Raw genomic sequence first — 25,055 nt, forward strand, 5'->3', positions numbered from 1 at the left:
GAATGAAGAGATTTGAACCACAGAGGCACAGAGGACACAGAGGAACAACAAAAAACCTCTGTGCCTCTGTGCCTCTGTGGTTCATTTTTTCGGGGCTTCAACCCGTTCGGTGTCCTAGCCCATCGAGCGCAGCAGGTGATCGAGCGCCCGGCGCTCCTCCGCGTCAGTGACCGACTTGAGCGCCCGGTTCACCTCGCTCACGGCGGCCGCCGCCAGCAGCGCGACGGCCGCGGGGTCGGGCGCGCCGCGGGGGCGCAGCCACGCGAGCGCCTCGTGCTCGGTGTTGAGGACGATGTGGCTGCGGCTCGCGTCGTAACGGACCGGCCTCCCGGAGCGGCTCTCGACGACGGCGCGGACCGGGGACCCCTCCAGGCCCATCTCGACGATCGCCTCGCGCAGCGCCGCCGCGAGCGGGCTCCCCGCCGGCGCGTCCTGCGGCTCGGGCGCCGCGCCGCCGCCGATCAGGCCGCGGACGCTGCGCCATAGCGCGCCCACCCAGGCCCGCGCGCCGCTCGAGTCGGGCGGCGCGGCCGCGGCAGCCCCGCCGCCGGTCCCGCCTGCGTCCACCGGGGGCGGCGCGCTGGCGACCGCGCCGGCCCCGCCGGCGCCATCGAGCTCCGCCGCGGCCTCGCCGGCCAGGGCCGGCAGCGCTGCGACGGCGCCGAGCCCGCGCAGCGCGCCGGGGACGGCGCGGTGGCGCAGCACCTCGACCAGCGGCGAGCCGTCGTCGAGCAGCACGAAGGCCGGGGGCCGCTCGGGGAAATCGCCTTCCGCGCCCCCGCGGCGATCGGTGAGCCACAGGCAGCCCCGCGCGGCGAGCTCGGCGCGGACCGCCTCCGGGCCGACGCTCTCCCCGGCGGCGGTGCGCGCGGCGAGCTTGCCGCCGGAGAGCCGGCCGAGCAGGTGCAGGTTCCACAGGTACGGCGCCGCGGCGGCCTCGTCCGAGAGCTCGGCCGCCATCGAGGCCGCGGCCTCCAGCGCGAGCTCCGCGACGGCGTCCCAGCGCGCCTCGTGCAGCGGCCAGACGAGGAGCACGCCCTCGACCGGCGCGAGCCCGACCACGCCGTCCGCGTCGGTCCCGGAGCGCAGCGCGCGCGGCGTGAAGCCGACGCGCGCGGTGCCGGGGCCGAGGATCTCCGCGGACGGCGCGGCGACGAGCACCCGCGGCGCGCGCGGCCAGCGCGCCGGCAGCCAGAGCGCGCCGGTCACGAGCAGCGGGCGGTGAAAGGTGGTGGCGACGTCGATCCACCGCGCCGCGAGCGCGTCCTCGGGCGGCGCGAGCCGCGCGCGCAGCCACCGCGCGGCGGCGTCGCGCACGGCCTGCCGGAGCCTCGCCGCGTCCGCGCCCGCCTTGAGCCCGTCGAAGGTGCGGTTCGGCTCGAGCGCGTCGTCGTTGATCGCCGCGCAAAGGGGCCACCCGTCGCCCGGGTCGAGCGCGCAGAGCGGGCGGCGCCCGACGTGCACCGCGATCCCCGCCGCGGCGGCGTGCTCCGGGGCGAGCAGGCCGATCTCGCCGTACGCCGGGCGCGCGCCCTCCTGCGCGCCGGCCTGCCCCTCGAAGGGGAACACGGCGAGGCACGCCGCGCGCGCGGCCGCGTCCAGGCCCACGGCGTCGAGCGGCGGCGCGGCGAGGCGCTCCTCGGCCGCGCGGTCGCGCGCCACGGCGTCGGTGATGTCCTTCAGGAGCACGGCGGTCGCGAGCTGAAGCCGCTCGGGCCTGCTCAGCGCGAGGACCGGCCGGCCGTAGCGCTGCTTCGGGTAGGGCGGCGGCGTCGCGGTGCACAGCCACTCGGCCCGCGGATCGCGCCGGAGATCGTCGAGCGAGAGCGCGTTGCCGTCGATGTCGTGGAAGAGCCGCGCGCTCGCGGCGTCCGCGACGACGCGCTTGCCCTGGGCCAGCGTCCTCAGGACCGCGCGGCGCGCGTGGCTCCGCGCGAACGGCGGCAGCTCGTCGAAGCGCGGCGCGAGCGAGATCAGGCGGCGGCCCGCGGCCTTCGCGAGGCGCGTCAGGAGCGCGCGCACCTCGTCCCTCGGCGGGTCCGCCGCGGCGGTGCGCGCGAGGATGCGCAGCGGGATCGGGAGCTCCACCTCCGCGCGCCGCTCGACGCCGTCGGGGCCGACGAGGCGGACATCCGACTCCGGCCCCTCGATGATCTCGAGCTCGCCCTCGACCTCCTGGACGCCGAGCGCGGCGAGGCTCATCCGCAGCCGCGGGTGCGGCGGGGCGCCCGGCAGCGCGAGCGGGGCGCGCAGGGCGCGCGAGGCGTGGACCACGTCTCCGCGCGCGCCCGCCCCCGGCTGCGCCCGCTCCGCGCCGGCGCGGCGCTCGTGCTGCGGCCCCTCCGCGCCGGCGCGGCGCTCCTGCCCGGCGGAGCCGCGGCGCTCCTTCGCGGCGGCGGCGCGGCGCTCCTGCTCGGCCGCGGCGCGCCGCCGCCGCGCCGGCACCCCGCCCTGCGCCAGGAGGACGCGGCCGCCTGCCCACCGCATCAGCGCGGCGCGCTCCCGCTCGCTGCGCGCGAGGATCGGGTGCCAGGAGTGCGTCTCGAAGCCGGGCGCCGTATCGAGCAGCGGGATCGGCGCCGGCGACGGGTGCGCCCGGTCGAGGAGCTCGAGCGAGCACGTGGCCTCCTCGCCGCGCTCGTCGAGCATGACGAGCAGCGGCAGCCGCCGGATGCGCGCCGCGAGCTCGCCCAGGCTCGCCTCCATCGGCCCGCGCCGGGCCAGGGCCGCGAGCGCCCGCGCGCAGTCGAGGAGGTAGGCGACCGCGCGAGCCCCCGGCCGGCCGCCGCGCGCGCGGAGCGGGTCGCCCTCCAGGCCGAGCCGCGCGCGCGCCGCGGCGTCGCCCTCCAGCGCGGCCACGAGCGCCTCGCAGAGCGCGCGCTCGACCTCGTGGACGGCCGCTTCGTTGCGCGGCGACAGCAGGCTGCTCCAGGCCCTGCCCGGCACGGCCGCGTCGTCGTCGATCGCGAGGACGACGGGCCCGAGCAGCGGCGCGGCCTCGGCGGCGGTGAGCGTGGCGAGCGGCTGCGACGCGTGGTGCCACGCCTCGACCGTCGCGTCGCCCGGCGTGGCGAGCGCGAGGAAGCCGGCGCCGGCGACCTCGATGACCGCCGCGCCGGCGGCCCGGGGCCCCGCGACCTTCTCCAGGGACGCCGCGAGCGCGCGCCGCCGCGCCGGTCCCCGCGCCGCGAGCTCGTCTTCCGTGAAGAGCCCCGACGTGTAGGGGACGAGCTCGCAATCCGGGAGCGCGGCGGCGAGCCAGTCGAGCTCGCGCTGCGTGGCGGCGAGCACCGGCCGCCGGTCGGCCGCGCGCCCCCGCGCCTCCGGCGGCGCGACGCAGAGGCCGCGCGACGCCCGGGCGAGCGCGGCGAGGCCCTTCAGGCTCATGAACCGGCCCGTCGTGAGCATCGGCCAGAGCCGCGCCTCCAGGAGGGCGCTGAAGGCCGAGGGCGCGAGGTCGTCGCCGCGGCGGGGCGCGGCGCCGCGGCCGCCGTCCGGCCCGGCGTCCGCGCCGCCGCCGCCGAGGCGCTGCGGGGCGCAGAACAGCGCGCCGATCGCGGCGCGCAGCGGGGGCCGCAGGCGCGCGAGCTCGCTCTCGGGCGGCGGCGCGGGCAGCGGCATGCCTGGCTGCGCGGCGCGCAGGCCGAAGAGCCGCCGCGCCTCGGCGTCGGCGGCGGCGATCGCGACGTGCAGGGCGTGCCGGACCGCGCGCCAGAAGCGCTCGTCGCGCTCGACGCCGTCGTACGAGAAGCGCGGCCGCACGCGCCGCTCCCACGCGAGCGCGATCTCGACGGGCAGGGGGACGGCGGCCGGGTCGAGCTCGACCGTCTCGAGGTGCCGCCCCTCCACGAACACGCGGACCTCGGCCCTGCGCCGCGCCTTGCCGTCGTCCGCGAAGACGGCGAGCTCGCCGCGCAGCCCGGCGAGCGGCCCCTCGCCCACGTCGAAGGCGGCGCGGAGCGCGTGCTCGGGGGCGGGCGGCACGACGGGCGCGCCGGTCGCGTGGCGGAGGAACGCCCTGCGGCGCTCGGCGCCGAGCTTCGCCTGCTCGACCATGGCCTCGGCGTCGGCGAGCGGGAGCCCCGCGAGCGCGCGATCCACGAGGCCGCCGCGGCACCAGATCACGTCGTCGGCCCAGGGGGACAGCTCCTCCGGGAGCGCCGCGTCGCCGCGCCAGACGAAGAGCGGCGACGCGTCGCGCGCGTCGAGCGACGCGAGCGAGAGCGGCCGCCCGTGCCCGTCGCGGAGCAGGGGGAGCTCGCGCACGGCGTGCGCCGCGGCGGGCAGCGCCGCGCCCGCGCGCGCGGCGCCGGTCGCGACGCACGCGAAGGCGGCGAGCGCGTCCTCGAGCAGGCCGCGGTCCTCGCCGAGGACGAGCGCGCCCTCGGGGACGGCGCCCACGCCGCAGACGACCGCGGACAGCGCCGCGATGGCGTCGAGCAGCGCGGCGGCCGCGGCGTGGCGGAGCTCTGCGCAGAGGGGCGCGTCCTCGCGCAGCGCCGAGCGCGACGCGTTGGTGGGCAGCTCGTCGGCGTCGGCGACGACGCGGACCGGGAGCTCGACGCCCTGGTAGGGCGCGGAGGGGAACCGCGGGGCGAAGCTCCACCGCTCGCGGACGAGCCGCACGCCGTGCTCGAGGTAGTCGACGGCGGGCAGGCCGGAGAGGGGGACGGGGACGGGCGTGGACAGCCGCGTGGACAGCGGCGCGGGGAGGGGCGTGGAGAGCGGCGTGGACAGCGGCGCCGAGCGCGGCGCCGAGCGCGGCGCGGACAGGGGCGCGGAGACGGCCGCGTCTCGCGCGCTCTCCGGGGGCGCGAGGACCTCCAGCGCGGCGCGGCGCGCGCCGCGCACGTGGAAGGGCACGCGCACGAGCACCTCGGGGTGGCCGCCCGGGGGCGCGCGGCGGAGCGGCTCGCCCTCGATCGCGATCGGGATCGGGAAGTCGCCCGTGGCGGCGGCGAGGTGGTCGACCTCGGGCGGCGTGTCGCCCGTGATTGCCCGGCGCAGCACCGACCAGCCGAGCCGCCGCCGCACCTCGATGCGCAGGCCGGCGGCGGGCATCCCGGGCGGCCGCGGCACCTCGTCGCAGGCCGGGCCGGCGGCCGGCGCGAACGCCTCGGCGGGCGCCTCGAGCAGGGCGGGCGTGAAGCGCACGCGCGTGCACGTCGCCTCGGGGGCGTCGCCGGACGGCCCGCGGCCTGTCGTGAGCAGGTCGACGCGCGCCGGGCGCAGCCCGAGCGCCGCGTTCACGCCGAGGGCGAGCAGGCGGAGCCGCCGGGACGCGGCGTCCGGCGCGGCGTTGAGCACGTGATCGAGCAGGCGCGTCAGGATCGGCGCGTCGAGCGGCTCCCCGTCGAAGGTCAGCACGACGTCGTCGGCGTCGTAGCAGAGGTCGATCCGGGTCGCGCCGCCGGCCGCGGCGGCCCGGACGAGCTCGAGCAGGTAGTGGTCCAGGTCGACGAGCAGGTGCTCCCGGAGCTTCTGGACGGCGCGGCGGGCATCGACGCGGATCGCGCCGCGGGCGACGATCCGGCTCACCGCGGCAGCCCCCGTGGCGGGCCGCCCTCGCGGCGCGCCGGCGCCTTCGCGTCGCTCGCGGCCGCCCGCGCGCCGCGCGCCGCGCCCGCGAGCGGCGGCGGGTTCGCCGAGAGGTCGAGGAGCCGGTCGCTGTCCTCGGGGTCGAGCGGCCCCTTGGCCTCGACGAGCAGCGCGCGGGCGAGCAGGTTGCCGGCGGTCACCGGGTCGACGGCGGCGCGCCGGCGCGCGAGCGCCACGGTGTCGCTGGCGACGTTGAGGTAGAGGGCGTGCCCGGGCCGGAAGCGCGCCGCGCGCCGCACGACCTCGCGCGCCGCGTGGCAGCTCAGGTGGGGCCCGCCGCGCTCGCCGTCGGCGGGCAGGAGGATCGCCCCGCGCTGCCGGAGGGCGCCCTCGATCTGGCAGAGGCTCACGCGGGCGACGCCGTGCCGGGCGCGGGCGAGCGCCCTTTCGACGACCTGGAGCAGCGCCGCGTCGGCCTCGCGGGCGCTCTCTGGCTCCTCGCGCACGAGCAGGTAGGCCGCGCGCGCCTCCTCGATGCGCGCCTCCGGGAAGCACCGCTGGAGCAGCGCGACCGTCGCGCGGTGGTTGCACAGCACGACGGGCAGGCCGGCGCGCGCCATCGCCTCGGTCAGCGCGTCGGCGCGCTCGGCGACGAGCAGCGGCTCGCGCCCTGGCGCGAGCGCCCGCAGGCCGGCGCGCGCCCGGTCGCCCTCGACGGCGCTCGCGAGCGGGAACGGGATCTCGTCCGGATCGAGCGCTGTCGGCGGCGACAGCGCCGCCTCGAGCATCGCCGCGTAGGCAGCGGCGCGCTCGGCGGCGGTCGCGGCGCGCTCGGCGGCGGTCGCGGCGCGCTCGGCGGCGGTCGGGGCGCGCTCGGCGGCGGTCGCGGCGGCGGCGGTCGCGGCGGCGGCGGCGGTCGCGGCGGCGGCGGCGGCCTGCGGCAGGCGGGCGGCGAGCTCGCGCCGGAGCGGTCCCTTGACGAGCTCGCGCACGCGGGCGAGCGCTTCCCAGAAGGCGTCGTCGCGGCGCACGTTGTCGCGGCTCAGGGTGTGCTGGAGGCGCGGGCTCATCACCTTGAAGCGCACGCCCGAGAGGCCGTTGAAGAGCTCGTCCGCGGTCTCGAACAGGGTGAGGCCGCGGTTGTAGAAGCCGGCGAAGCTCTGGCCGTGCTCCGCGGCGTTCTCGGCGCTGGCGGGCAGCTCGATGTGGTGCGCGCCGGCGGAGGGGCCGACCACGAAGGTGGTCTCGTCCTCGACGGCGGTCACGGACACGGCGGCCGCGACGGCGAGCGGGGTGTCGATGCGCTCCAGGCTCGCCCTGGAGTTGCCCTCGTGGTCGGCGATGCTGAGGGCGATCTCGCACTCGGCGTGGCGGCACCAGCGGCGGAGCGCGGCCTGCGCGCGGCGCGCGTGCTCCACGAACGCCTCCCGGCTGAGCCGCTGGAGCAGGGTGACCCGCGTGCCGCTGCCCGCGCGCGGGCCGGCGTCCTCGAGCTCGTAGCTCGTGTCGCTGCGCAGCCGGAGGTGCCATGCCTGTCCGTCGCGCCACGTCTCGACGTCGACCTGCTGCGGCTGGATGGCGAACACGGAGACGAAGCCGACGCCGTATTTGCCGATCTTGCTCGTGTCGCCTTCCTTGGACGAGCTGAAGAGGGTGAGCAGCGGTCCCTCGATGTCCTCGCGGCGCATGCCGGACCCGTCGTCGGTGACCGAGGTGGCGCACGCGCCGGGCAGCGTCTCGACGCGCACGGCGATCTTGCGCGCGCCTGCGTCCATGCCGTTCTGGACGAGCTCGCGGAGGAAGGCGTAGGGATCGGCGAACTGCTGCACCATGTCGGCCACGGGGCCTGGGGGCGGGGCCGGGGGCGCGGCACGGTCCTCTCGGAAGGAGCGGTAGGGGGCCATGGCGCTCTGCGAGGCTAACACAGGGGGGAGCGAGGATCTGAAGGGGTCCTGCGAGCGCCGGGGTCGAGTTCTTGCGAGAGAGCGGGAGTTCTGGGCAGCGGAGTGATTGGTCTGCTCATGGGGGAGTCGGGTCTGGAGATCGCCGCGGCGGGTCTCGATTCGTGTAGAGGGGCTCCTGCAGGTCTCCAGACCGCTGCGGCCGGTCTCGAGACCCCCTTGGCGGCTCTCGAGACCCCCCTGGCGGCTCTCGAGACCCCCTGGCGGTTCTCGAGACCCCCTTGGCCGCACCTGAGACCCCCCTTGGCGGCTCTCGAGACCTCTCTTGGCGGTTCTTCGGAGCCTCGATTCCGTTCGTCCTCGTGGTGGGCTGCCGCACCCGCTTGCGGCTCACAGCCGGCGAAGTCCCCACGTGCGCTGGCGCCGCTATCCCACCCGGTTCCTTGGGCCGCACAGCTTCGAGGGCGAGCTCGTCCCGCAGGACCCGAACGACGAGCCGGCGAGCGCACTGCTGGACCGGATCCGCGCTGCGCGCTCGAACGCGTCCGCCGCGAACGGCTCGGGCAGGACCTCCCGCAGGGCCCGCGCTAAGGTGCTCCAGGCCGGACGAGGGAGGGCTCGACGATGGGCGAACGATCCAGGAACACGAAACACTCCGCGCCCGGCGGGCAGCTCGACGGCGCGCGGCACGTGATCCGCTTCACGGGCGAGGACGTCGCGACGCAGCGTGCTCCGTTCTTGCGCGACCTGCTCGACATCCTCGTCGACGGAGCTCAGCAGGCGACGCGACTCCAGATCGACGGCCGCAGCACCGCGCCGGGCACGCCTCCGGCCTGGCTGGAGGACGCCGCAGCGTTCGCGGTCGAGCAGATCCAGGAGCGGGAGATCGTCCTGCGCGCTCCCTCGCTCGCGGACGCGCTGTCGCATCGTTCCCGTCAGCTCGATCTCTTCACGGCCGCCGAGCCGAGCCGCTCCTGCCTCGACTACCTCGAGGACAGCCTCGACGACGCCCTCGCCGGGCGCGAGGACAGCGATCGTTACGATCGGCCGCTCATGGCCACCCTCGAAGGGCTTGGCCGTCTGTTCCGCCATGGCGTGGACAGCATGGAGCTGGTCAACGGCCGGACGCTCCGTGTCGACCCGGCAGGCGTCGAGGCGATCCGCGCCCTACGCCAGCGAACGCCGGAGGACCGACGCATCGCGGTCGGCGGCAAGCTCGACGCGATTCGCCACAGCGACCGCTCCTTCACGCTCGTCCTCACCTCGGGCGAGACGCTGCGAGGCCTCGTCGCCGAGTCGGTGGAGCCAGCGGACCTTGCGCGGCTCTTCGGTCAGCCGGCGGTCGTCTCCGGTATCGCCAAGTTCCGGCCCTCCGGCAAGGTGCTGCGCGTCGAGGCGGAGCGCATCGACCCGGCACCGGGCGACCTTGCGGCCTGGTCGACGATGCCGCGGCCTCTGGACGGGCCGGCCGACCTGCACAGGTTCCGTGTGCCGCAGGGGCCGAACTCGGGCGTTGCGGCCATCTTGGGCGGCATTCCCATGGATGATACCGAGGAGGAGTTCCTCGCCGCACTCGAGGAGCTCTCGTGACGGTGCCGGAGGGGCCGGTCGTCCTCGATACGAACGTGGTCCTGCACCTGGCACGCGGAAACGAGTTCGGTCGCCGGCTCGACGCGGCGTACCGGCTCCAGGCCCGCCCCTTCCGTCCGATCCTATCCATCGTGAGCGTAGGTGAGCTGCTCGCGTTCGCGAAGCGTCGAGCCTGGGGGGCGGATCGGAGCGACAGGCTGAACCAGATCATTAAGCAGCTTGTCGTGTTCGACATCAACCGTGCTATCGCCGAGCGCTATGCAGCGATCCACACGTTCCTCATCGGCTCTGGCCGAGCCGTGGGAGAAAACGACGTGTGGATCGCTGCCACAGCCGCTGCCACATCAGCGCTGCTCGTCACGACAGATAAGGACTTCGAGGCCCTCGCCGGAACTTTCCTTCAGGTCTCGGTCTTCGCTCTCCATCCCGGGAACCCCTGAACGTGTCGAACCCCACCCCGCCCAGATCGTCCAGAAGCTCTGGTCCTACTGCAACGTCCTGCGCGACGACGGCCTCTCCTACGTCGAGCAGCTCACGTTCCTCCTGTTCCTGAAGAACCCCGGCGCAGGCCATGCGCCGTGAGCTGGCACGCCATCGTCCCTCACGAGGCCGCAACGCCAGCAGCGCTGACGTCGATGAGGCTGCGCGTCCCTCGGCGCGATTGCGGTGCGGCCCTCCCGGGACCGCTTCCCCGACGCGCTTCGCCCGCGCTATGTTTCCGCCCCTCTACTTCGAGGACCTGTGAGCCTGATGGACCCTGCCCCTGGCGCGTTGCTCGGCGAGCTCTTCGCCCATTCTCCCGAACTGCTCTTCATCGCCTCCGCCGAGGGAGCGCTGCTCCACGCGAGCGGCGGGCTGCGGGGAGCGCTGGGCCCCGCGGTGGACGGCGGCACGCCCCTCGCGGAGCTCGCGCACCCGGACGATCGCGCCGCGCTCTCGGCGGCCTTGTCGGCGCTCCGCGAGTCGGATGAGCCGGTCTCCTTCAGCGTCCGCCTGCGCGACGGCGGCGGGTCCTACCGGCGCCTGACCGTGAGCGCCCGACGGTCGTCCGATCGCAGCGCCGTCCTCGGCTCGCTCCGGGCCGAGCCGGCCGTCGCCACGGCCGAGCCGTCGATCGCCGACGAGGAGCTGAAGACGCTCCGCCTCAAGGCGCGCATCCTCGACGGCATCGCCGAGCACGTGGATCCCATGACGATATGGTCGCTCGACGGCGACGGCATCTATCTCTATCACCAGGGCAAGGCGGTCGCGAAGGCCGGGATGAAGCCGGGGCAGCACGAAGGGCGCAACATCCTGGACATCTATGCGGGCGCCCTGGACGCCGCTGTGCTGCGGCAATGGTACGACGGCCAGGTGCGCCGCGGTCGCGCCGAGTCGCACGGCGCCGACTGGGACAACTGGCTCATCCCCCTCCGCAGCGAGCCCGGAGGACCCGTCGACGGCGTGCTCGGGGTCTCGCTCGACGTGTCGGACTCCAGGCTCGTCGAGAAGGAGCTGCGCCGCCAGATCGACCAGATCGCCGCGCAGCAGAAGGTCATCCGCGATCTCTCCACGCCGATCATCGAGGTCTGGGACGGCGTGCTCACGCTCCCCATGGTCGGCACCGTCGACAGCGTGCGCACCGCCGAGGTCATGGACAGCCTGCTCTCGAAGATCGTCGAGACGGGCGCGCGCTTCGCCATCCTCGACCTCACCGGCGTCGAGGTCGTCGACACGAGGGTCGCCAGCCACCTGATCGAGCTCATCACCGCCATCCGCCTCCTCGGCGCGGACGGCATCGTCGCCGGCATCAAGCCGAACGTCGCCCAGACCATGGTCGCGCTCGGACTCGACCTCTCCCAGCTCAACACGCAACGCAACCTGCGCGCCGCGCTCAACTACGCCATTCGCGCCATGACCCGCGCCCAGGGCGCCTCCCTCGCCCCGGGCCCGGCGCCGGCCGGGAAGCCGGCGCCCTGAGCGGCGCTCGCGCGGCTCAATCGTCCACGAGGTCGAAGATGATGCCCCCCTGCGTCTTGATCCGGTGCGTCGTGCGGTTGGCGCTGTTCACCGGGGAGGGGGTCAGCGGGTTCGGCGCGGCGCCCACGATGACCGGCCGGTCGGGGTCGCCGTTCACGAAGGCGATGAGCACCTCGGTCCCCGGCTTCAGCGGGAAGTGCGTGCCGTAGTTCGCCCCGGCGTGGTTCTGGAGCATGCGCACCGGCCTGGACGGCGCGCCGCCCGCAGGCCCCGTGTCGAAGAGGAACCGCACCATGTACCTGCCCTGATCGTCGATCTCCGCGGTGCTGCCCCCGCCGCCCGACCCCGCGTCGACGATGCCGGTGACGACGCCGCTGATCCGGGGCACCGGCGTGACGCGCGGCGGACGGTACGTGTTCTGGCCAGGGATGGCGCGGAACGCGTTGGCGTACCGCTGCGGCTCCTCGGCGCCGCGGCCGCCGGCGGCCTGCGTCACGCGGTGCTCCACCTCCACCATCAGCATGTCCAGCCCCTCGAGGTGCGGGTGCCCCTCCAGCACCGACCGACCGCCCGCGCCGAGCGCGCACAGCGAGCTCTTGCCCGAATAGACGAGCTGCGCCGCCTGCCGCTCCTCGGCCCGGATCTGCGCCAGCGCCTTCCCCTCGGCGGGCGTCTTGTAGTGCCCGCCGAACTCGACCACGCCGCCCGCGTACCCGGTCGGGAGGACGTGCTCCGACGTCAGGTCGAGCATCGGCTGCCGGTAGTTGTAGTCGCGGGCGACATACACGCTCGGGACCAGCCGTGACCGCGCCTCGATCTCGAAGACGTCGCGCGTCTCTCCGCGCTCGCGGAAGTGGACGGACGCCGCCCCGGCCGCGGGCTTGAAGCCGCTGCTGCTGTCGGTGAAGACCATCGTGTCCTGGCCGTCCTGGTGCTCGAAGAAGAAGCTGATCCCGACGTGCTCGGCCAGGCGGCAGATGAAGGCGAAATCGGTCTCCTGGTACTGCACCGTGAACTCGCGCGGCGGGTAGCTGGCCATGAGCCTGAAATCCACGTCGCTCCCGCTCAGGCCCACGAGCTCGAGCTTCTGCTTGATGAGCTCCGGCACCGCCTTGTGCATCGAGATCTCCGTGGTCTCGACCAGCGTCAGCCGGAAGGCGCGCGGGACGACGCGCAGCCGGTACGCCCGGTGCTCGAGCATGCTCGCGAGCAGGTCGTGCACCTCCGCGACCATGCCGTGGATGCGCCGCAGCTCGACGCCGTCGTGCTCGAAGACGACCGCGACCTCCTCGCCCATGAACGTCTTGCCCTCGACCGCGGCCTCGCTCGGACAGACGACCTCGAGGTCGAACGAGAAGAGCTGCGAGATCGCCTCGCGCCCCGACAGCCTGTGGACCTGGAGGACGTCGGACGAGAAGCCGGCGATCTCCAGTCGAATGTCCAGCGAATCGGATTTGGTCATCGTCGCAGCTCCATCCACCGTGCCGTGGGAGAGGGTGTCGTGCCGCCGGGCGCCCTCTCTCCGGGCGCCCGGCGCGCTCGCCGAGGCGAGCTCGGCGAGCCATCGTCATCTACCGTTTGCGATCGAACCGCTCGTAAAGGCTCCTTTTCAGAGCGGGTGACGGGGTCGGGAGCGCCGGGCGCTCCGGCGGCGGGGGCGGCCGGGGCGGCGGCGGAGCGGCCCGCGGCGCGTCAGGCTCCGGAGCGCGCGCCGGCGAGGCGCTGAACACCGGCGGTGGCGGCGGAGGCTCCGATCGCGGCGGAGGCGGCGGGGCGAGCTCCGGCGGCGGAGGCTCCGAGCGCGGCGGAGGCGGCGGCGGGGCGAGCTCCGGCGGCGGGGCGTCCGGGAGCGCCGCGGACTCCCGGCGCGCAGGCGCGGGCTCGGGGGCGACCGCGAGCCCGAGGGACACGGAGCCCTCCGGCGCGCCGTCGCTCGCCCCCCAGCCGTCGTCGGACGCGTCGTCGGACGGGAGCGCGAGCGTGCCTGAGCCCACGCGGTCATCCGCCGCGAGCGGCTCCCGCGCGATCAACGACGGAGGCACCGACGGAGGCAGCGCCGCGCCGGGGGGCGACGGATGGAACGGGAGCGCCGGCTGCTCGGCCGCGCTGTCGTCCTGCTCGGGGAGCAAGGCCATCGTCGTGGCGGGCGACGCCTCGGGGCCGTCGTCCGAGAAGGAGATCGAGACGGTCCCCGTGTCGAACCGGGGCCCGGGCGCCCCCGAGCCCGCAACGTGCCCGGCGAGCTCGTCGGGCGCGGCCCCGGGACGAAACGGGACCGCCCCCGCCCAGGCGAGGGCTCCCGCCGCCACGGCGCCCTCCGCGATGCTCATCGTGCGCCCCCCGGCGGCCGGCGCGGCCTGGGTCGCGCCGAGGCCGTCGTCGTCCGCGCCCCGCGCGCGGCCGCCCGCCGCGCCAGCCCCGGCGGGGTCGCGGGCCGCGGCGCCCCGCTCGGGGGGCCGGTCGGGCCACGCGAGCGGCTCGCCGGGGAGCTCGACGCCCGCCACGATGGCGACGGCGGCGAGCGCGGCCTCGTCCGGGACAGGGAAGCTGCCGCGGAAGACGACCGTGCACCGCTGCTCGTCGCCGTCGATGCGCAGCGTGTCCGCGGTGAGGTCGAGCGGCTGGCCCTCGCCCACGCCGAAGGCGGAGAGGCCGTGAATGCGCGCGCGACCGCGCGCCTCGGGCAGCTGCATCCTCAGGCGGGGCGCCGTCGGGTGGAGCCCGTGGAGCTCGAGCCACTCGCCGCCGCGCAGGTGGCGCACCCGCTGATCGGGGGGCGCCGCCTGGAAATAGGACCAGTCGAAGGCGTCGGGGATCTCGGCGATCGGCGCGTCGAGCGCCTTGCGCGGCGTCGCCCCGAGCAGCCGCTTGCGCGCCGGCCAGGCGCGCGCGATGGGGCCGAAGCCGGCCGCGCGCGCCGGCTGGAGAGGATCGATGATGTTCGCCTCGGGATCGGCGGGATCCCCCGTCGCCCGCACGCCGAGGAAGTTCTCCTGATCGTTCTCCCCGCGGAGCGCCCGCTCGTACACGAGCGGCATCCGCTGGAAACCAGCCCTGTCCTGGACGAGGAGCTCCTTGTCGAGGACGACCCCGCCCTCGTCGGAGATCACGAGTCGCACAGGCAACGAGTGCACGGGCGCGCCCGGCGGCGGCGCGTGGGCGTGGCCGGTGAAGAGCACGTCGGCGCGGTCCAGGTGCGGCGCCAGATCGCTCGTGAGCTTGACGCTGCGCCCGGGGTTGTTGCCGTGATGGACCTCTCCGGGGAGGACCGGCTGCGGCTCGACCCTCGGCATCTCCGCGTCGGCCGCGAACGCGAAGGTGGCCTTGACGATCACGGTGACGCGGAGCTGACCCCGGCCGCGCCAGGCGACGGCGGTGGCTGCTGCTCCGTCCAGCGGCGTGACCTGTTCGGGCGCGATCGCGCGGTTCGCCATCCCATCGACTCATAGCACAGCCGCAGTCCTGTCACCGGCCGTTCACGCGCCGCGCCCCCGCCTCATGCCGCCTGCGGAATGATTCACGCACGGCGGCTCTCCTGCATGCCGGCGCGCCCCTCTGGACCGGCGCGTCCCTGCATGCCGGCGCGCCCCTCCGGATCGGCGCGCTCCTGCATTCCGGCGGCGCCCCAGCATGCCGGCGGCGCCCCAGCATGCCGGCGGCGCCCCAGCATGCCGGCGGCGCCCCAGCATGCCGGCGGCGCCCCAGCACGCCGGCGCGCCCCGAGCGCTCGAGGACCGCTGAGGGCTGGCCCCGTGGCGAGCGCAATGCAGGCCAGCGCGCGGGGATCCGAGCGCATGAACTTGCCGCCGCACTGCGCCCATGCGACGCAAGGCCGTCATGAAGCTGGCTGGAACCGCTCGTGCGCTGGCATCGGCGCTCGCCGTCCTCGTCATGATTGGCTCGCTCGGCTGCGACACGGTGGCCACGCTGGTCGCGCCCGCGGTGCCGGTGGTCATCGAGAAGGCGACCGCGCCCGGCGCTCCGGCCGCGCTCGAGGACGCGGCCTCCGTGCCCGAGGATCCCGAGAGCCGGAGGTGCTGCTTCCGGAGCGGTGAGAGCGTCGCCAAGGTGTGCGAGAGCGAGGAGCGTTGTTGTACGGGCAAGTACGACCGCAGCGCGTGTGAGGATTCGGGCGGGCTCTGGTTCAACAGCGCCGACGGCTGCGCCGGCGCCTGCTGAGGCGCGCGCGGTCGCGCTCGAGGGCCGGAGCGGCTCGTGGCGGGCGGCCCGGCCGGGCCTCTCGCCGGGCGCGATGAAAGCCTGGCGCTCGCGCCATGAAGGCTGGCGCTCGCGCCGCCCGCCGGCGTACGAAGGGGGGTGCCCGAGCTCGACCCCGACGCCCTGCACCGGCTCGTCCAGCGGGCCACGGGCCATCTCCCGACGTCGGTGGTCCCCCTGCGCGGCGGCGTGTCGGGCCGGCGCTACCTGCGCGTCGTGACGCCGGCGGGGACGGCGGTCGCGATGTTCGCGCCGAGCGGCGCGTGGGACGCCACGGCGGGCGGCGCCGCGCCGCCGCGGTGGCCGTTCCTGGAGGTGCACGCGCTGCTCCGCGAGCGCGGCGTCCGGGTGCCGGCGCTGCTCGCGGAGGACTGCGAGCGCGGCCTGCTCCTGCTGGAGGACCTCGGCGACCGGACGCTGGCGGCCTTCCTCGAGCGCGAGCCCGCCCTCCGCGCGGAGGTCTACTCGCTGGCCGTGCGCGACCTCGCCCGGGCGCAGCGGGCGCTCGCGGCGCTCCCGCGCGGGTCGGTGGTGGACGCCTGCGCGCTCGACGCGACGCTCCTGCGCTGGGAGCTCGACCATTTCCGCGCGTGGGCGCTCGACGCGCGCGGGCGCCGGCTCGACGACGACGGGCGGGCCGAGTTCGACGCCGTCTCGGAGCGCCTCGCCCGGCGCATCGCCGCGTGGCCTCGCGGCTTCGTCCATCGCGACTACCAGGGCCACAACCTCATGGTCGTGGGCGCGCCGGGCCGGGGCCTCGAGATCGCCTGGCTCGACTTCCAGGACGCCCTCCTCGGCCCGCGCGCCTACGACCTGGCGACGCTCCTCAACGACAGCGCCCAGGACCTCGACCGGCCGTTCGTCGAGGCCCGCCTCGACGACTACGCGGCCGCCGCCTCGCTCGACCGGCGGGCGCGCGGCGCGCTCGGCCGGGAGTTCGACGTGGTCACCGTCCACCGCAAGCTCAAGGACGCCGGCCGCTTCGTCTTCATCGACCGCGTCGGCGGGGATCCCGGCTACCTGCGCTACGTGGAGCCCGCGCTGGCGAGGGCGCGCGACGCGCTCGCGCGCCTCGGCGACGACGAGGACATGCGCGCGCTCGCGCGGCTCATCGCGGCGGCGTGAGGGGAGGTCTCAACGCCTTTGCGCCTTGGCCCCCTGGCGTTGAAATCCGACATTCGCGGTCGTCCGCCGGCCATCGAGCATTCTCCGGCTCGGAGGTCCGCTGAGACATCTCCTCGAAGTTCTTGAGAAAAATTACAGGGAGGCGGGGAGACGGGGAGGCGGGGAGACGGAAGGACGGGGAGGGAAATCTTCAGAATACTCCCCGTCTCCCCGCCTCCCTGTTCAATTTCTTCTCTGTACTCCCCGTCTCCCCGCCTCCCTGTTCAATTTCTTCTCTGAATTCTTCTCTGAAAAGGGCTGCGCAACGAGGGAATTCCTCAGAGGTCCGACGCCTCGAGGAAGCGCTGGAGGAAGGTGACGTCGCGAGGCGCCCCGGCCTCCGGCCAGCCGCCGTACACGGCGAACTGGTGCCATACCCGGTCCGCGCTCAGATAGGCGTCCTTCTCGCTCTCCTCGAGCGAGGAGCACACGTGATCCCAGCGCGGGTTGGCGCCGGGGAGATAGCCGCTCTTGTCGGGCGGCAGGCTCGAGACGCGCGCCTCGTTCGCGCTGCCCGCGAGCCTCCGCTGGATCGCCGCGTTCGCGTCGAGCTGGTGCCCGCCGGTCATCCGCAGCCGGCGCGAGGCGTCGCCGCCGTACCAGCGGAGGATCGTGGCCTCCGCCTTGGCGATGCCGCGGGCGTCGAAGGCGAACACCTCGCTCACCCGTCCCGTGTTGGCGGCCAGCGCCTGCCACAGGGGCAGCCCGCCGGCGCTGAAGCCCGCGAGCGCGAGCTTGCCGAGGTGGACCCCGTTCCGGCCGATCCCGATCTTCCGCGCGCCCCACAAGGCCCGGATCGCCGCCTCGGCGAGGCCGGGCAGGCTCGCTGTCGTCGCGGCGCCGAAGCTCGTCCCGCTCGGCCACGGGTGCAGCATGACGACCGCCTTGCCGCTCGCGGCGAGCGCCTCCTCGAAGCCGCAGCGGAGATAGACCCAGCGGGACTGGTCGCGCGGGTCGAGCGCGAGCACGTCGCGCGCCCAGTACGAGGCGCCCGGATCCGGGTCGGGCCTGAGCAGGTATCGATTCAGCCCGAACATCTCGTGTCGCTGGTCGATCCGCGTGTAGGCGTACCCTTCTGGCCGGTAGAAAACGAGGGCCGAGATCGCTGCGTCCGGCGGCGCCTTGCAGGCCTCCGGGATGCTCGCGAACCAGATCTTCGGCTCACCCGCGGTGGCGCCGAGGGCCACGAGCTCCGTGCCGGGCCGATGCTCGCGCTGGTACTCGTCCGTGTACTGCGCGCAGGCCATCCAGAGCGGCGTTATATCGACGAAATCGGTCCTGATCTGCGCGAGCGCGAGGCCTGGCGACGCCTTCACGTCGACGAGCGGGTGAGCCTGCCCGTACGCCGCTTCGTGGGCGGGGCTGAGCGCTTTCCCGCCGCCCTCGACATCGAAGGCCTGCTCGACCGAGAGGACCTCTTCCTGGAGGGCGGGGACGTCCTCGAAGGCGTTGAACGCCGCGGAGAAGCGCGCCCTGAGCGCGACGCGGGCCGCGCCGGCGGGGATCTCGAACTCGCGCAGCCCCGGGCCCCGCCCGGCGAGCGACAGCGGCGCGTCGTCCGCCGTGGCCTGCACGTCGGAGAGCGCGTCGGGCAGCAGCGGGCTGCCCGCGTTGCGCCAGGTGACGCGGAGCTTCAGCGGCATACGGCGCTCCGGAGCGCGCGGCGCGCGCGCGGGGCGGTGGCGTGGAGGGGCCTGACCGGGCTGCGGCCGGCGAGGCGGTAGCGCTGCGGGGTGGGGGGCACGGCGCGCCCACGGTACCAAGAGGAGCGGGGCGCGGGCGAGGGCGACGGGAGGGCGGGAGGGCGGGAGGGCGGGAGAGAAGCTCGGAGGAGCCTCCCGCCTCCCCGCGTCGCGCGGTGCAATGATGCGGGCTGGCGCGCCGCGCCGCCGGGAGGCGCTGCTCGCCTCATCGGTCGGCGCGGCGCCGTCGATCAGGGGTCAGCGCGAGCCGTTCGCGCAGTACCCGAAGCCGACGCTCCCTCCAGAGCTGACCGTGGTGCTCCAGCCCTGTCCGGCGAACACGAAGTCGGTGCCCGACGTGGTGCTGGTGGCGTTCCAGACGCTGGTGATCGTGGCCCCCTTCGCGGGCACGTAGGCCTTCCACGTCACGTTGTTGCCCGTCGTCGTCACGGTGACGTTGTTGCAGTAGCCGCCCGTCCACGTCGAGTTGGGGGTGACGGTGACAGTGACGTTGCTGGGCTCGCCGCGCACGCCGCCCGTGCTGGTGCCGCCGCCGGAGCCGCCGCTGCCGCCGGAGCCGCCGCTGCCGCCGGAGCCACCGCTGCCGCCGCTGCCGCCGCTGCCGCTGCTGGAGCTGCTGCTGCTGCTGGAGCTGCTGGAGCTGCTGCTGGAGCTGCTGCTGGTGGTGGAGCTGCTGCTGCTACCCTTCACCCGGGCGATGAAGCTGTCGTAGCCGGAGACGTCGCCGGTCTGCGAGAGCATGACGATCGCGACGCGCATGTCGACGGCCTTGGCGACGTTGCTCTCGTTGAGCCAGGTGGAGTCGACGTTGATCGGGCCGCCGCCGAACGTGTACGCGTCGACGATGACGAGCGGCAGGTTGAGCGCGGTGGTGATATCGCGGTAGGTGAAGTTGTCGATCTTGCCCTCGGTGAACGGGAACTGCTTGCCCGTGAGGCCGACGTACTTGACGACGCTGCGATCCCAGCCGTCGTAGAAATCGCCGACCGACGACGCCCACCGGGTGGCCGACGGGCTGAACCACGGGCTGAAGTCGATGACCACCTTGCACGAGGGGCAGCCCGACTTGATGGCGCCGAGGATCTGGTTCATGAAGTCGTCGGACTCTGTCTCGGTGAGCGCGTTCTGCTGCGCCGTCTGCGAGAACTGGTACCAGTCCGGCTCGATGTGGATCAGCGGCTCGACCGCCCTCCCTCCGAGGGCCGAGTTGATCCCCTGCGCCGCCTGCTTGTACTTGGACACCATCGCGCCGATGTTGGAGCGCACGTACGCCGCGCCCCTCTGGCACAGCGGCGCGCTCGAGTCTCCGTCGCAGTCGCGGTCGGACCCGAGCCCCTTCTTGGTCATGTCCGTGGCGATGTAGCCAAAGAAGTACGGCTGCTTGCCCTTGTTCACGATCGTCGAGAGCTTGCTCTGGTGTGTGCTGGTGAACCCGCCCGACATCAGCCAGTCGCCCACGGCGACGACATCGACGTTGGCCGGCCCGGAGGAGGGCGGCGACCAGGTCTGGCTCCACTGGGGCGCAACGCCGAAGCGCATCTGCGATGCCGCTGCCGCCGCTGCTGCCTCGTCGGCGAAAATCTCGTCCTCTTCGGACACGCTGGAGCCGTCGTCCCCGGCAACGATGCACCCGCCGAGAACGGCGAGCATGCACGCCACTGCCCCAGCACCGAAAAGCGAACCCTTGATCTTCGTCATTATGTCAATCTCCAAGTGGCCGCGCGGCTCGGCGCCGCGTCGGATTTTTTCACTCCCGAGTGCCAGCATCAGCTTGGCGCGGGGCACTTGTTGAAGGTGCTCGGGGTAACTGCAACGGCCGGGCCATCATCTCGCGAGATCGAGAAACGCCGATTCATGGGCAGATTTTCGACGGTGCCTGTCCGCGCGAGATGGTGAGTCATCCCGTGGCGTGGATCGCCGATCCGGGGTACGGGCGATCCACCGCGAAAACCCTGACTCACCTGCGAAGAACGCCGACAAATCGCGGGCAAACCGCGGTCGAGGCGCCGAGCTTCGCGCAGGGAGGCGTCGAGAGTCGGGGGCTCGGTGAAATTCACACCTGCGATCGTTCGCTGTCTCACCAGCTCGCGGACGCATCGGCGGACGCATCGGCGCGCGGTGCGAGACCGCGAGAGACAGCGAGAGAAGAAACTTTCGCGATAGAGGCCTGATCGCTGCGGTCTGTAGAGAAAATTCAAGGCGGGAGGCAAGAGACCAGGGACCTGGGACCGAGAGAGCTCGGCCCACGCGGGGCAGCGAGACGGCGAGACAACACGCATTGTCTGACGAGACCCGACGCGGCCTGACGAGACCCGACATGTCGGGTGATGTGATGGATATAAGGAGCTTGAGCTTCTCTGCTCTGTCCGTTAGGATGTATGCCTTTTATCTCGCTCTGCGCTCCACTAGTCTGCGCCGCATGGACGTGATCCGTGGAGTGGAGCGATGAGCGTGCCGGCTCTCATCGAGATCGAGAACGCCGAGGTTTTCCGGGGCGATACGCGTGTCTTCGAGGATCTGTCGCTGCGCATCGAGCAGGGGGAGAGCGCCGCGATCCTCGGGCCCAACGGGGCCGGGAAGTCGACCCTGCTGAGGTTGCTCTCGCGGGAGATCTATCCGGTCCACCGCGAGGGCTCGGCGGTGCGGATCCTGGGGCGCGAAAGGTGGGAGGTCTTCGCGCTCCGGCGCAGGTTGGGGCTCGTGTCGTACGAGCTGCAAATGGCCTATCCGCGGGATGTGCGGGGCTTCGACGTGGTGCTCTCCGGCTTCTTCGCGAGCGCCGGGCTGCACGACCACGATCCGCCGACGGCCGCGCAGCGTGGGCGGGCCGAGGCGGTGCTCCGCGACCTCGGGGTGGCGCACCTTGGCGACAAGCCCATCGCCGAGATGTCCGCTGGCGAGCAGCGGCGCTGCCTGCTCGGGCGCGCGCTCGTGCACGACCCGGAGGCGCTCGTGCTTGACGAGCCGACGACGAGCCTCGATCTGAAGGCCGCGTTCGAGCTGGTCGAGCTGCTCAGGCGCCTCGTGCACCGTGGCAAGACGCTGATCCTCGTGACGCACCATGTCCACGAGATCCCGCCGGAGATCGAGCGGGTGGTCCTGCTCCGGAAGGGCCGAGTCTTCGCCGACGGCCCGAAGCGCGAGGTCCTGACCGACGACAACCTCTCGCGCCTCTTCGACGTGCCGCTCTCCGTGGTAGAGCGCGGTGGTTTCTTCCAGGTTTTTCCCCGGCCCGTCTGAGACACGGAGTCTCGCCCTCGTGTCTCGCCAGCTTCGCGGGGTGAGGAACCGCCGCTGCCCGGGTGACGGACACATCAAGTAAATCGGTAGGCCCCGTGAGAGGGTGTTCTCGGCGCGGGGTGGGGGATGGGCCGATGTCTGAGCCTGAGACATGAAGCCTCCGGCTTCATGTCTCAGGCGAGTTCGGCGGGGCCCCCACCCCGCGCCGAGAACACCCTCTCACGGGGCCGGGCATCTCGGCGGGGCCCCCACCCCGCGCCGAGAACACCCTCTCACGGGGCCGGGCATCTCGGCGGGGCCCCCACCCCGCGCCGAGAACACCCTCTCACGGGGCCGGGCATCTCGGCGGGGCCTGTCCGCTACCCGATCTCGACCTTGCTCCACATGTCCCGCCGCATGCGCTCCTTGCGCCGATCGGTCCGGGTCACGAGCCGCGCCGCCCCCCAGGCCGCGAGCAGCTGGCCCTCCTGGCCGAGGCCGGGCAGCACGCTGCGACCCACGAGCAGCGTCCGCTCGATCGGCCCGCGGATCGGCTCGCCCGCGAGCCCGAGATAGCCGGGCGGGTCGACCTCGAGCTGCCGCACCATCGGCTCGGCGCCCGGGGCGGCGCCCTTCAGCGCCGCGCGCTCGACGAGTCGGCGGCGCTGGCCGTCGTAGAGCCACACCGGCAGGCCGTCGTGCACCGAGTCCACGAGCACGAGGTGGCGCTCGAGGAACGGCAGCTCGGCCGTGAGCGCGTCGAGCACCGCCTGGCGCGCCTCGAGCAGCGACAGCGGGCCCCGGTCGGGGAGCAGGATCTCCGCCACGAGCAGCGTGTCGGTCGAGGGCGGCGGGAGATCGCAGCGCTGGAGGTGGACCACGGGGCGGAGGGGCCCGGCAGGCCGCGTCTGCCGCGGGGAGCTCGGGCGGCCCCCGGAGGCGGCGTCGCCCGGCGCGCGTGACGGGGGCGGCGGCGACGTCATCGCGCGGCCGGCCAGCGCGGAGGGCGGCGAGTGGAAGGGCAGCAGGAGCGCCTCGGGGCCGAGCGGCTCGGGCAGGCCCTCGCGGCGCACGATGAGCGACACGACGAAGCGGCCGACCGAGGAGGTGATGCGCGGCCACTCGCGCAGCGCGCGCTTGTGGATGCCCTCGCCGCCCGCGAGGCTCGCGAGCGTCTCGCCGTCCATGTCGGTGATCACGAAGCTGCTGCCGTTCGGGTGGTCGTCGCCGTCGAGGACGACCCCCGCCGCGGTGCCGCGGCGGACGTGGACCGACGCGGCGCGCTCGTCGAGCAGGCAGCGGCCGCCGTGGGCGAGGATGCGCTCGAGCAGGAACTCCTCGAGCTCCTCCTCGCCGCGCGGGAGCGTCATCAGCCCGCGCGTCCACGCCCCGTGCAGGCGCGCCACGGCGAACGGGGGCGGCAGCGCCGACAGGTCCGTGGCGAAGAGGACCGACTGCGTGACGATGGAGCGGAACAGGTGGCCGCGCGGGAACTCGACGAGCAGGTCGGCGTCGGGCTCGGCGCGCGCGTACGGGAGCATGGCGGCGTAGCGGGCGGTCTCGCGCCGCTCCCAGAACGTGCCCGGCGGCCAGAGGGCGTCGTGCGAGAACGCGTCGTCGGCGGCGCCGTTCACGTGGGCGAGCTCGGCGTAGAGCTCGTCGACGACGCGCCGGAGCTCGGGGAACTCGCGGTCGATCTCGCGGCCGAAGAGGACCATGTCGGGCGGCACGTCGAGGCGCCGGCGCGGGGCGACAGCCTGGAGCATGGGGGCGGCGGGGACGATGCGGCGCTTCCATGTCTGCGACTGGGCGAGCTCGACGAGGAAGCGGCGCCACGCCGGCGAGGGCTCGGCGAGCATGGTGAAGGCGCGGCGGCGGAGGACGTGCTGGTCGAGGCGGTAGGTGGGCGGGCGCTCGCCGTGCCCGACGACCATCACGGTGAAGTCGCGCCGCGCGAGGAGCGCCGCGGCCGTGAGCGCGCCGATGGAGCGGCCGAGGACGATGACGTCGTAGTGCTTGTGGATCACGCCCCTTCCCCGACTTCCCCGACGTTTCCGCGCGCGCGGCCGCCCTCGGCGAGCCCGAGCGCTGCGTCGACGGCGGCGAGCCCGAGCGCCGTGCCGACGCCGGCGATCGACGCGCGCGCGCGGCCGCCGGGCGCGGCGGGCGGCGTGACCTGGAGGCGCCCCTCGGCGATCCACGAGAGCGCGCGGACGAGCAGGGCGTGCTCCTGGACGAGGATGCGCGCGGCGAGGGTGTCGTGGTCGTCGCCGTCGAGCACGGGGACGGCGGCCTGCGCGAGGATCGGCCCGGTGTCGGTGCCGGCGTCCACGAGGTGGACGGTACAGCCGGTGATGCGCACGCCGTGGTCGAGCGCCTGCTGCTGGGCGTCGACGCCGGGGAAGGAGGGCAGGAGCGACGGGTGGATGTTGACGACGCGGTGGGGGAAGGCGTCGAGGAAGGTCGTCGTGAGCAGGCGCATGAAGCCGGCGAGGACGACCCAGGTCGCGCCCGCGTCGCGGAGGGCGTCGACGACGGCGGCGTCGAAGGTGTCGCGGTCGGTGAAGTCCCGGTGCGCGATGACGCGCGTCGGGACGCCCGCGCGCTCGGCGCGCGCGAGGCCCTCCACGCCGGGCCGGTTCGAGAGGACGAGCCGCACGCGGGCGTCGAGGCGGCCGTCGGCGATCGCGTCGAGGATCGCCTGGAGGTTCGAGCCGCGGCCGGAGATGAGGACGCCGAGATCGAGGGGGGGCATGGGGGGCAGATACTACGGCGGAGGCGGGCGCGGGAGAGATCCGGGGCGGCGGGGAGGGCGGCGCGGCGGCCGGAGCCGGGGCGGCGGCGGAGCCGGCGCGTGGCGGAGCGGCGGGCGTCCGGCCGGGGCGACGGCGGAGCAGCCGCATGGCGGGGCGGCGGAGGGGGTCGCACCGAGGGCGCGCCGCGGTCCTCTCGGCGCCGTGGCTGGTCGACCTCGCGCCCCGCGCTCTGGTCGCAGAGAGACGAGGAGCAGGACTCGTGGAACGACGCCTCCCGCTTGCGCGCGCCCCTGGAAGGGGCACATGCTGTGGCATGCCTCAACGGTTCACGATCGAGACCGAGCGCGAGGTGGACGGGCGCTGGATCGCAGAAATCCCCGAGTTGGCCGGCGCGATGGCGTACGGCGCGACGAAGGATGAGGCCGTGGCGCGCGTGGAAGCGCTGGCGTTGAGGGTGATCGCCGAGCGCCTCGAGAACGGCGAGACAACCGCCGGGCCGCTCGAGCTGTTGTTTGTGGCTGCATGATGCCGGTCCGTGGTTTCGAACGCCTCGATGCGCTCAACGCGCTGGGAGAGCTCAGGGCGAGTCTCGGACCGGTCGACTCCCCGCTGTCGTCCACCGTCTCTCCTCCCCCCGCTTCGGTCGCCGAGGTCCACGCTGGACGGCGGAGTTGACGCGCCATGGCCTGGGGAGCTGCGAAAGCGAAGCGCGTGCTGTCTGCGCTCTTGCGCATTGGATGGCGCATCAAGTGGCAGTCCGGGTCGCACCGGGTGCTGGAGCGGGACGGCTGGGACGACTTCGTCTTCGCATTCCACGACGATGACGAGATTGGACCGCGGATGCTCGCTCGCATCAGCAAGCACACCGGCCTCGCACCAGGCGATCTATAGAGCGGCGTTCTGGAGCCGGATGGCCGATCCGACGGACATGATCGACGCCGGCCGGGGCGGCCTGACGCCGGGGGATGAGCGGCGAGCGCCGGCGCCGGACGTCGCGCGCCGGTCCC

The 25,055-nt window shown here is 74.3% G+C and carries 16 protein-coding genes; 8 read left to right on the top strand and 8 right to left on the bottom strand.

Going from position 1 to position 25,055, the window contains the following annotated elements; translation table 11 throughout:
• Positions 1-114: 114 nt before the first annotated feature.
• Positions 115-5,538: a hypothetical protein gene (locus tag WME85_RS50225; protein ID WP_437832583.1), complete on the bottom strand. Its 5,424-nt coding sequence runs from the start codon at positions 5,536-5,538 to the stop codon at positions 115-117.
• Positions 5,535-7,442: an ATP-binding protein gene (locus WME85_RS50230; protein WP_437832586.1), complete on the bottom strand. Its 1,908-nt coding sequence runs from the start codon at positions 7,440-7,442 to the stop codon at positions 5,535-5,537. The genes WME85_RS50225 and WME85_RS50230 overlap by 4 nt, the downstream gene beginning before the upstream one ends.
• Positions 7,443-8,063: 621 nt before the next feature.
• Between WME85_RS50230 and WME85_RS50235 the strand changes: the two genes are divergently transcribed.
• The 3 genes from WME85_RS50235 (at position 8,064) to WME85_RS50245 (ending at position 10,988) form a co-directional block, all read left to right on the top strand.
• Entirely contained in the window at positions 8,064-9,029 is a 966-nt protein-coding gene (locus tag WME85_RS50235) for a hypothetical protein (RefSeq protein ID WP_437832588.1), read from the top strand.
• A complete protein-coding gene (locus tag WME85_RS50240) occupies positions 9,026-9,469 on the top strand; it encodes a type II toxin-antitoxin system VapC family toxin (protein ID WP_437832590.1) in 444 nt (147 codons plus the stop codon). The genes WME85_RS50235 and WME85_RS50240 overlap by 4 nt, the downstream gene beginning before the upstream one ends.
• A 310-nt stretch (positions 9,470-9,779) precedes the next feature.
• Positions 9,780-10,988 carry an STAS domain-containing protein gene (locus WME85_RS50245; RefSeq protein WP_437832592.1) on the top strand — a complete coding sequence of 403 codons (1,209 nt, stop codon included), beginning with the start codon at positions 9,780-9,782 and terminating at the stop codon, positions 10,986-10,988.
• Between the two features lie 16 nt (positions 10,989-11,004).
• Here the strand turns inward: WME85_RS50245 and WME85_RS50250 are convergent, their stop codons facing one another.
• Positions 11,005-12,450, bottom strand: a complete 1,446-nt coding sequence (locus WME85_RS50250) for a type VI secretion system Vgr family protein (RefSeq protein ID WP_437832595.1) — start codon at positions 12,448-12,450, stop codon at positions 11,005-11,007.
• Positions 12,451-12,559: 109 nt separating this feature from the next.
• On the bottom strand, positions 12,560-14,422 hold the full coding sequence (locus WME85_RS50255; RefSeq protein ID WP_437832598.1) for a DUF2169 family type VI secretion system accessory protein: 1,863 nt from the start codon (positions 14,420-14,422) through the stop codon (positions 12,560-12,562).
• Positions 14,423-14,825: 403 nt separating this feature from the next.
• On the opposite strand from WME85_RS50255, the gene WME85_RS50260 reads away from it, so the two are divergent.
• The gene (locus tag WME85_RS50260) at positions 14,826-15,167 is read left to right on the top strand and encodes a hypothetical protein (RefSeq protein ID WP_437832601.1); all 342 of its coding nucleotides are present in this window, start codon (positions 14,826-14,828) and stop codon (positions 15,165-15,167) included.
• A gap of 138 nt (positions 15,168-15,305) precedes the next feature.
• A complete protein-coding gene (locus tag WME85_RS50265; RefSeq protein ID WP_437832604.1) occupies positions 15,306-16,331 on the top strand; it encodes a phosphotransferase in 1,026 nt (341 codons plus the stop codon).
• A 317-nt stretch (positions 16,332-16,648) separates the two neighbouring features.
• Here WME85_RS50265 and WME85_RS50270 read toward each other — a convergent pair whose 3' ends face one another.
• Together WME85_RS50270 and WME85_RS50275 are read right to left on the bottom strand one after the other, a co-directional pair.
• Positions 16,649-18,013 carry a hypothetical protein gene (locus WME85_RS50270; protein WP_437832607.1) on the bottom strand — a complete coding sequence of 455 codons (1,365 nt, stop codon included), beginning with the start codon at positions 18,011-18,013 and terminating at the stop codon, positions 16,649-16,651.
• A gap of 297 nt (positions 18,014-18,310) precedes the next feature.
• Positions 18,311-19,723: a cellulose binding domain-containing protein gene (locus WME85_RS50275; protein WP_437832609.1), complete on the bottom strand. Its 1,413-nt coding sequence runs from the start codon at positions 19,721-19,723 to the stop codon at positions 18,311-18,313.
• Positions 19,724-20,518: 795 nt separating this feature from the next.
• Here WME85_RS50275 and WME85_RS50280 point away from each other — a divergent pair.
• Positions 20,519-21,313 (top strand): ABC transporter ATP-binding protein, encoded by a 795-nt coding sequence (locus WME85_RS50280; protein WP_437832612.1) that lies wholly within the window; start codon positions 20,519-20,521, stop codon positions 21,311-21,313.
• Positions 21,314-21,672: 359 nt separating this feature from the next.
• Here the strand turns inward: WME85_RS50280 and WME85_RS50285 are convergent, their stop codons facing one another.
• Both WME85_RS50285 and purN read right to left on the bottom strand, forming a co-directional pair.
• Positions 21,673-23,319, bottom strand: a complete 1,647-nt coding sequence (locus WME85_RS50285; RefSeq protein ID WP_437832615.1) for an NAD(P)-binding protein — start codon at positions 23,317-23,319, stop codon at positions 21,673-21,675.
• On the bottom strand, positions 23,316-24,047 hold the full coding sequence (gene purN / locus WME85_RS50290) for a phosphoribosylglycinamide formyltransferase (protein WP_437832617.1): 732 nt from the start codon (positions 24,045-24,047) through the stop codon (positions 23,316-23,318). The genes WME85_RS50285 and purN overlap by 4 nt, the downstream gene beginning before the upstream one ends.
• A 314-nt stretch (positions 24,048-24,361) precedes the next feature.
• Between purN and WME85_RS50295 the strand changes: the two genes are divergently transcribed.
• Both WME85_RS50295 and WME85_RS50300 read left to right on the top strand, forming a co-directional pair.
• Entirely contained in the window at positions 24,362-24,574 is a 213-nt protein-coding gene (locus tag WME85_RS50295; RefSeq protein WP_437505860.1) for a type II toxin-antitoxin system HicB family antitoxin, read from the top strand.
• A 155-nt stretch (positions 24,575-24,729) separates the two neighbouring features.
• Positions 24,730-24,939 (top strand): type II toxin-antitoxin system HicA family toxin, encoded by a 210-nt coding sequence (locus tag WME85_RS50300; RefSeq protein WP_437832619.1) that lies wholly within the window; start codon positions 24,730-24,732, stop codon positions 24,937-24,939.
• Positions 24,940-25,055 lie beyond the last annotated feature (116 nt).

It is taken from the genome of Sorangium sp. So ce1153 (genome assembly GCF_051521595.1).
Lineage (GTDB): Bacteria > Myxococcota_A > Polyangia > Polyangiales > Polyangiaceae > Sorangium.

Excerpts from the sequence above, each read along its gene's own strand:
- WME85_RS50230 (WP_437832586.1), bottom strand. The coding sequence starts at position 7,442 with ATGGCCCCCTACCGCTCCTTCCGAGAGGACCGTGCCGCGCCCCCGGCC.
- WME85_RS50235 (WP_437832588.1), top strand. The coding sequence starts at position 8,064 with ATGGGCGAACGATCCAGGAACACGAAACACTCCGCGCCCGGCGGGCAG.
- WME85_RS50245 (WP_437832592.1), top strand. The coding sequence starts at position 9,780 with ATGGACCCTGCCCCTGGCGCGTTGCTCGGCGAGCTCTTCGCCCATTCT.
- WME85_RS50250 (WP_437832595.1), bottom strand. The coding sequence starts at position 12,450 with ATGACCAAATCCGATTCGCTGGACATTCGACTGGAGATCGCCGGCTTC.
- WME85_RS50255 (WP_437832598.1), bottom strand. The coding sequence starts at position 14,422 with ATGGCGAACCGCGCGATCGCGCCCGAACAGGTCACGCCGCTGGACGGA.
- WME85_RS50260 (WP_437832601.1), top strand. The coding sequence starts at position 14,826 with ATGAAGCTGGCTGGAACCGCTCGTGCGCTGGCATCGGCGCTCGCCGTC.
- WME85_RS50270 (WP_437832607.1), bottom strand. The coding sequence starts at position 18,013 with ATGCCGCTGAAGCTCCGCGTCACCTGGCGCAACGCGGGCAGCCCGCTG.
- WME85_RS50275 (WP_437832609.1), bottom strand. The coding sequence starts at position 19,723 with ATGCTCGCCGTTCTCGGCGGGTGCATCGTTGCCGGGGACGACGGCTCC.
- WME85_RS50280 (WP_437832612.1), top strand. The coding sequence starts at position 20,519 with ATGAGCGTGCCGGCTCTCATCGAGATCGAGAACGCCGAGGTTTTCCGG.
- purN (WP_437832617.1), bottom strand. The coding sequence starts at position 24,047 with ATGCCCCCCCTCGATCTCGGCGTCCTCATCTCCGGCCGCGGCTCGAAC.
- WME85_RS50295 (WP_437505860.1), top strand. The coding sequence starts at position 24,362 with ATGCCTCAACGGTTCACGATCGAGACCGAGCGCGAGGTGGACGGGCGC.
- WME85_RS50300 (WP_437832619.1), top strand. The coding sequence starts at position 24,730 with ATGGCCTGGGGAGCTGCGAAAGCGAAGCGCGTGCTGTCTGCGCTCTTG.